The sequence below is a fragment of the Janthinobacterium sp. NKUCC06_STL genome, from assembly GCF_019345455.1.
Classification (GTDB): Bacteria; Pseudomonadota; Gammaproteobacteria; order Burkholderiales; family Burkholderiaceae_D; genus Janthinobacterium; species Janthinobacterium rivuli.
In genome coordinates, this window is sequence record NZ_JAHKQY010000013.1 from 164304 (window position 1) to 171456 (window position 7153).

Sequence of the window (7153 nt, forward strand, 5' to 3'; positions counted from 1 at the left end):
AAAAACCTCAGGCGCCAAAACGGCCCAGCGCCTGCTGGCGAAACTCCTTCGGCGTCATGCCCTTGAGTTCCAGGAAACGCCGGTTGAAATTGGCCACGTTATTGAAACCGGACTCGTAGCAGATGTTGCTCACATACCTCTCCGTCTCCATCAGCAGCTGGCAAGCCTTGTTGATGCGCAGGCGGTTGACGAAGTCCGTGAAGCTGTTGCCCGTGGCGCTGCGAAAGAAGCGCGAAAACGTCCGCTCGGGCATGTCCACCTGCTCGGCCAGCTGTCTCAGCGAAAACTGGCTGCTGTAATTGTGCACGATGTAATTGATGGCCGAACTGATGCGCGCCAGCGCCACGTCGTCGTCGCTCGATTGCATCGGCACCGTCGACAGCAGCTGGTAGTCGCTGGTCTGCGCCAGTTCTCCCAGCAGGGTCAAAAATTCGATGAAGCGCGGCAGGCCGCTGCTGTCGCGGATGCGCCGGAAACGGCGCAGCGACTGTTCGCTGACGCCAAAGAATTCCACGCCGTGCAAGGCGCGCTGCAGCAGCGGAAAAATATCCTTCAGTTCGGGAATGGCGGAGGCCATCGAGGCCAGCGGCGCATGCGAAAACTGGATCACCATGTCGCGCAAGGCCACGCCTTGCGGCGGCGTGCCAAGCGAGACCCAGTTGTGCGGCACGCGCGGCCCCGTCAGCACCAGGTGGCCAGGCGTGAACTGGCCGATGTAGTCGCCAACAAACACCTTGCCGCTCGTCTCGACGATCAGGTGCAGTTCGTACTCCTCGTGGTAGTGCCAGCGCACCAGCGCATTCGGAAAGCCGTGCTCCAGATAGCGGATGAAGCCAAAACTGCCTTTCGGCTCGAAGCCGGGGGTGGCGTCGCGCTGCTGTTCCAGCTCCATCTGCGGCAACGAGGCATCGGCTTTGCGTGGCATGGCGCACCCTCCCCGTCAGGCGACGATCTGTTCCAGCGCCGCGCGCGCGCCCAGCCCATACAGGCTGGCCAGCGCATCGCTCACCGCCTGCGTGAACGCGGCTGTGTCGCTCAACTCGCCGAACAGCTCGCGCAAGGACAGCAAGGCCGCAGCGTCCGCCCCGCCCTGCAGCGCCAGCGCGCGCAGGCGCGCCGCATACGGATCGTTCAAGGGCATCTCGCGCCCCGCTTCATCATGGCCTTCCAGGTAGCGGAACCAGCACGCCACGGTAAATGCCAGCAGCTCGATGGCGCCCCCCTTGGCCAGCGCTTCGCGCACAGACGGCAGGACGAATTTCGGGATGCGCGCCGAGCCTTCCGTGCCGATGCGCGCCAGCTGGTCGCGCACGGCGGGGTTCGAGAAGCGCTCGATCAGGGTATCTTTATAGCGCGCCAGGTCGATGCCTTCCACTTCGTCAAGCAAGGGCGTCACTTCCTCGTCCATCATGCGCCGCACGAGCAGGCGGATGCCAGGATCGTCCATCGCTTCGTGCGCAAACGTGTAACCGAGCTGCATGCCGATGTAGCACAGTGCCTGGTGGCTGGCATTCAAGAGGCGCAGCTTCATTTTTTCATACGGCAGCACGTCGTGCGTCATCTGCGCGCCCACCAGCTCCCAGGCCGGCCGGCCCTGCGGGAATTCGTCTTCGATGACCCACTGGCGGAACGGCTCGCACACGACGGGCCAGGCGTCGATGATGCCAAAGCTGTCGCGCACCAGCGCCCGGTGTTCATCCGTGGTGGCCGGCGTGATGCGGTCGACCATGCTGTTGGGGAAGCTGCCATCGCTGGCCAGCCAGCGCGCCAGCTCAAGGTCGCGCAGGGCGACAAAGGCCAGCAGCATCTTGCGCGTCACGTCACCATTATTTTGCAGGTTATCGCAGGACATGATGGTAAACGGTGCCAGGCCCCGCTCGCGGCGCAGGGCCAGCGCGGCGGCCAGGTAGCCGAACGAGCAGCGCGGCGATTCCGGATGCGCCAGTTCGTAGACGATATCGGGGTGAGCCGCATCGAATTCGCCCGTGCCCTGGTTCACATAATAGCCGCCCTCGGTGATGGTCAGCGCGACGATGCGCGTGCCAGGGTCGGCCAGCTTGTCCAGCACGGCTTGCGGCTCGTCGGGCGCATACAGGTAGTCGCCGATGCAGCCGACGATGCGCGCCGTATCGCCGGCCGCGCTGCGCTCGACCACCGTGTATATGCCATCCTGCGCCCGCATGGCGTCGCGCATGGCCGCATCGTGCGCCAGCAAGCCCACGCCGCAATAGCCCCACTGCGCGTGTTCCTGGCCCGGCAAGGCCAGCAAATCGTCGAGATACACGGCCTGGTGGGCACGAAAAAAACCGCCCACGCCGATGTGCACGATGCTGGGCACGAGCGTCTCGCGCACGTACGCGGGCACGGTCACGTTCCCTGGCAGCTTGGCCAGGTTCGCCTGTTTCAGTTCAATGGCGCTCATTTCAAACTCCCTTGGCGGCGGCATAGGTCTTGCCGGCGCGGTCAAAATAATGGACGAAGCCCGGCTCGAACGTCAGATGCGTCTGCTGGCCCGGCTGCAGGCTGCTGCGCTCGGCGCCGCGCGACACCACCTGCACATTGTTCGGCAAGCGCACATAGGTCAGGGTTTCCACGCCCAGGGACTCCACCAGGTCGACGGTGACGGGCACGCTACCCGGCTGCGCCGCGCCCAGGTGCACGTGTTCCGGGCGGATGCCGACAAAGCCGTCGGCCTGCGCCGCGCTGCCCGCCTGCGCCAGCAGCTGCGGCGCCGCATCGGCCGGCACCACGTTCATGCTGGGCGTGCCGATGAATTGCGCGACAAAGCGGTTGGCGGGACGGTCATACAATTCCAATGGCGAGCCATGCTGCTCGATCTGCCCATCGCGCAGCACCACGACCCTGTCGGCCAGGGTCATCGCTTCGACCTGGTCGTGCGTGACGTAAATCGTGGTGGCGCCCAGTTCGCGGTGCAGCTTGGCGATCTCGATGCGCGTCTGCACGCGCAGGGCCGCGTCGAGGTTGGACAGCGGTTCATCGAACAGGAACACTTTCGGGTCGCGCACGATGGCGCGGCCGATGGCCACCCGCTGGCGCTGGCCGCCCGACAATTCCTTCGGCGTGCGCTCCAGGTAACGCCCAAGGTCGAGGATGGCGGCCGCCTTGTCGACTTTCTCGCGGATGATGGCGGGATCGACGCCGGCCAGTTTCAAGGCGAACGACATGTTCTGGAACACCGTCATGTGCGGATACAGCGCATACGATTGAAAGACCATCGCCAGGTCGCGCTTCGATGAAGGCACGCTGGTGATGTCGCGCCCGTCGAGCGACAGCTTGCCGCCGTCGATCGGCTCCAGGCCTGCGATCAGGCGTAGCAAGGTGGATTTGCCGCAGCCGGACGGCCCGACAAAGACGACGAATTCGCCCTGTTTGATCTCCAGGTCGATGCCCTTGATGGCGCGGTGCTCGCCAAAGAATTTTTCGATATTGCTTAGTTGAAGGTAAGCCATGATGTGGGTCTCTATTTTGTAGTTTATTTGACTGCGCCGAAGGTCATCCCCTGCACGAGTTGTTTTTGGCAGAACCAGCCCAGCGCCATGATGGGCGCAATCGCCATCAGCGACGCGGCCGACAATTTGGCCCAGAACAGGCCTTCCGGGCTGGAATACGAGGCGATGAGCCAGGCCAGGGTGCCCGCGTTGGAGGCGCCCAGGTTCAGCGACCAGAACGATTCATTCCACGACCACACCATGCACACCAGCGCCGTGGAAGCGATGCCGCCCACGGACAGGGGCAGCACGACATGGCGGAATTCATCCCACACGGTGGCGCCATCCATGCGCGACGCCTCGAGGATTTCGCGCGGCAGCTCCTTCATGCTCGTGTACAGCAGCCAGATCATGATGGGCAAATTCATCAGCATGAACATGATGGTCAGGCCGATGCGCGTGTCGAGCAGGCCGAAGTACTGGTAGCAGATATAGATGGGCATCAGGGCGCCCACGCCGGGCATGTAGCGCGAACTGAGCATAAATTTCAGCAAGCCGATGGTGCCGCCCGTGGGAAAGAAGGCCATCGAATACGCGGCCGGGATGGCGATCAACAGGCCAATGGCCGTCGAGAGCACGCTGGTAAACAGCGAGTTCCACGCGTAGCCGAAGTAATTGTCGCGCGCCAGCACTTCGCGGAAGCTGTCGAGCGTGGGCGTGAAGAACAGCAGCGGCGGCGTGGAAATGGCTTGCCCTTCCGTCTTGAAGGCCATCAGGCCCAGCCAGAAGATGGGAAAGAACAGCAGCAGCGCGACCAGCCAGGCGGCGGCTGTGCGGCCATACAGATTGAGTTTGCTATGCATCAAGGTCTCCTTATTTCGACAGATTCTTGCCGATGACGCGCATCAGGAAGAAGGCGGCGATGTTGGCGATGAGCACGGCGAACAGGGCGCCGGCCGAGGCCGCTCCCACGTCATACGACAGCAGTGCCTGCTGGTAAATCATGAAGGTGATGGTGGTCGTGTCGAAGCCAGGACCGCCGCCCGTGGTGGTAAAGATTTCCGCAAAGATCGACAGCAAAAAGATCATCTCGATCATCAGCACCACCGAGACGGCGCGGCCCAGGTGGGGAATGTAGAGGTAGCGCAACTGCTGCAGATACGTGGCGCCATCCATGCGCGCCGCTTCCAGCTGTTCCCGGTCCATCGACTGCAGGGCCGTCATGAAGATCAGGCAGGCGAACGGCAGCCATTGCCACGAGACCATCATGATGATGGAAAACAGGGGGTGGGCCGAGAGCCAGTCGACGGGCGTGGCGCCAAAGAATAGACTGATCTGCGCGAACAGGCCGTAGATCGGATTGAGCAGCATGTTTTTCCACATCAGGGCATTCACGGCTGGCATGACGAGGAAGGGCGAAATCAGCAGCACGCGCACAATGGCGCGTCCCGGGAAGGCTTCATTGATCAGCAAGCCCAGCGCCGTGCCCAGCACCACCGTGACCAGCATGACGGAAAACAGCAAGGTAAACGTGTTCTGCAAGGCCGGCAGGAACGAGGCATCCGTAAAGAAAAAGTGAAAATTGGCCAGGCCATGGAATGGATGGCCGCTCGGATCGAGCATGGAATAGCGCACGAACGCGTAATACAGGGTGATCAGCAGCGGGATCACGGAAATGACGGAGACGGCGACCACGGCCGGCGTCAGCAAAGTCCGGGGGATAATGCGTTTCATAATATTCTCTTGGGACAAGGTGAAATCTGGGGTCAGACCCGGCGGGTCTGACCCCTGCTTTACGCCGTTGGGGTAAGCAAACTACTCGACAAGGACGCTGCGTTATTTGTAGTAGCCGCCCTTGCGCATTTCTCTTTCCGCCGTCTGCTGCGACAATTCCAGCGCCTGGTCCACCGTCACTTTGCCCAGCAATGCTGCCGCCATCTGCTGGCCTGCCGCCACGCCGATCACCTGGAATTCGGGAATCGACGCGAATTGCACGCCCACGTACGGCGATGGCGGCAAGGTGCTTTGCACGGCACGCGTGGTGGCCAGGGCCTTGCCTTCGGCGGCGGCAAATTTCGCCACTTTCTGGAACTCGGGGCTCGCATACGTCGACTTGCGCGTGCCCGTCGGCACGTTGGCCCAGCTCGTTTCCTTGGCCACCAGCTTCACGTAGTCTGGCGAGGTAGCCCAGTTGATGAAGCGCTGCGCTTCGTTCGGGTGCTTGGAGCTGGCTGGAATGGCCAGCGACCAGATCCACAGCCAGTTGGCGCCCCGCTCCGTCACGCCGACGGGCGACTGGGCAAACGCCACCTTGTCGGCCACCTTGCTTTGCTTGGGATCCGTGATGAAGGAGGCGGCGATCGTCGCGTCGATCCAGATGCCGCACTTGCCCTGGTTGAACAGCGCCAGGTTTTCATTGAAGCTGTTGGCGGCCGCGCCCGGCGGACCGTATTTCTTCATCAGGTCGACATACATGTTGACCGCGTCCTTCCACGGCTTGCTGGTAAATTGCGGCTTCCATTTCATGTCGAACAGCTGGCCGCCGTAGGAATTGGCCATGGTGGTGATCAACGCCATGTTGTCGCCCCAGCCCGGCTTGCCGCGCAGGCAGATGCCGTACACGCCGTTGGCCGGATCGTGCAGCTTGGCCGCCACGTCGCGCAGCTGGTTCCAGGATGGGCGGTCCTCGATCGTCACGCCCGCTTTTTTGACGAGGTCGCTGCGGTACATGATCATCGAGCTTTCGCCATAGAACGGCGACGCGTACAGCTTGCCGTCGCCGGACAGCCCTTCGCGGATGGCGGGCAGCAAGTCGTCGATATCGTATTTGGCGTCCGGCTTGATGGGGATCAGCCAGTTTTTCTTGCCCCAGATGGGTGTTTCATACAGGCCGATGGTCATCACGTCGAACTGACCGCCCTTGGTGGCGATATCGGTGGTCATGCGCTGGCGCAAGACGCCCTCTTCCAGTGTCACCCATTTGAGCTTGATGTCGGGATTGGCTTGCTCGAAGAACTTGCTGAGCTTTTGCATTTCGATCATGTGGCCGTTGTTGACGGTCGCGATGACCAGGTCGGTAGCGGCGAAAGCGGACGAGCTGAGGCAGCCGGCGATCAGCGCGGCAATGGCGGAACGTTTCATTGTGTGTCTCCAGTGTTTTTTGTCGTTGGCAATGCTCAGGTACTTGGCACCACGACCACAATGTAGCACCGGACTTTGATACTTTCTGATACTCCAAAACCGCAATTCGATACTCCTTTGCAAACCTGCCATGCGCAAGAGTATCGATATGTGGCAAAAACAACACTCTGAAAGAAAGTATCAGCACTTGCACGTTTTGTATCAGGGTGGTTAAAAAAGCGCTGCTAGACTTGGTTTTCGGCATTAGACCGCGTGCGGTGACCGTCCCCCGGGGCGCCACCGCTACCACCTACATTCTTCTGGAGACCGCATGAACCGCACTGCATTGAAAACCTTACCTGCCCTCATCCTGGCCATCGCCAGCGCTTCCGCCATGGCCGACCCCATGTACCCATCCGACGCCGAAGGCTTCCACGGCTACCTGCGCGCTGGCGCCGGCAGCAATACTTCGGGCGGTGGCGGTTCGCAAGGCTGCTTCGGCCTGGGTGGCAACACCATGAAATACCGTCTGGGCAATGAGTGCGACGCCTACACGGAATTCGGCTACACCAAGTCCGTCGCCA

General features: G+C 61.8%; 7 protein-coding genes. 1 reads left to right on the top strand and 6 read right to left on the bottom strand.

Annotation, left to right across the window (positions count from 1 at the left end; translation table 11 throughout):
- Positions 1 to 7: 7 nt before the first annotated feature.
- The 6 genes from KO539_RS27765 to KO539_RS27790 all read right to left on the bottom strand — a co-directional run bounded on the left by KO539_RS27765 (position 8) and on the right by KO539_RS27790 (position 6590).
- Positions 8 to 925 (bottom strand): AraC family transcriptional regulator, encoded by a 918-nt coding sequence (locus tag KO539_RS27765; protein WP_219313363.1) that lies wholly within the window; start codon positions 923 to 925, stop codon positions 8 to 10.
- A 15-nt stretch (positions 926 to 940) separates the two neighbouring features.
- On the bottom strand, positions 941 to 2422 hold the full coding sequence (locus tag KO539_RS27770; RefSeq protein ID WP_219313365.1) for a mannitol dehydrogenase family protein: 1482 nt from the start codon (positions 2420 to 2422) through the stop codon (positions 941 to 943).
- A 1-nt stretch (position 2423) separates the two neighbouring features.
- The gene (locus KO539_RS27775; protein ID WP_219313367.1) at positions 2424 to 3470 is read right to left on the bottom strand and encodes an ABC transporter ATP-binding protein; all 1047 of its coding nucleotides are present in this window, start codon (positions 3468 to 3470) and stop codon (positions 2424 to 2426) included.
- A gap of 23 nt (positions 3471 to 3493) precedes the next feature.
- Positions 3494 to 4312: a carbohydrate ABC transporter permease gene (locus KO539_RS27780; RefSeq protein ID WP_035826517.1), complete on the bottom strand. Its 819-nt coding sequence runs from the start codon at positions 4310 to 4312 to the stop codon at positions 3494 to 3496.
- A 10-nt stretch (positions 4313 to 4322) separates the two neighbouring features.
- A complete protein-coding gene (locus tag KO539_RS27785; RefSeq protein WP_219313368.1) occupies positions 4323 to 5183 on the bottom strand; it encodes a carbohydrate ABC transporter permease in 861 nt (286 codons plus the stop codon).
- 102 nt (positions 5184 to 5285) lie between these two features.
- Positions 5286 to 6590, bottom strand: a complete 1305-nt coding sequence (locus KO539_RS27790; RefSeq protein ID WP_176390914.1) for a sugar ABC transporter substrate-binding protein — start codon at positions 6588 to 6590, stop codon at positions 5286 to 5288.
- Between the two features lie 310 nt (positions 6591 to 6900).
- On the opposite strand from KO539_RS27790, the gene KO539_RS27795 reads away from it, so the two are divergent.
- On the top strand, positions 6901 to 7153 hold a 253-nt coding region (locus KO539_RS27795; RefSeq protein ID WP_219313370.1), incomplete at its 3' end, for a carbohydrate porin.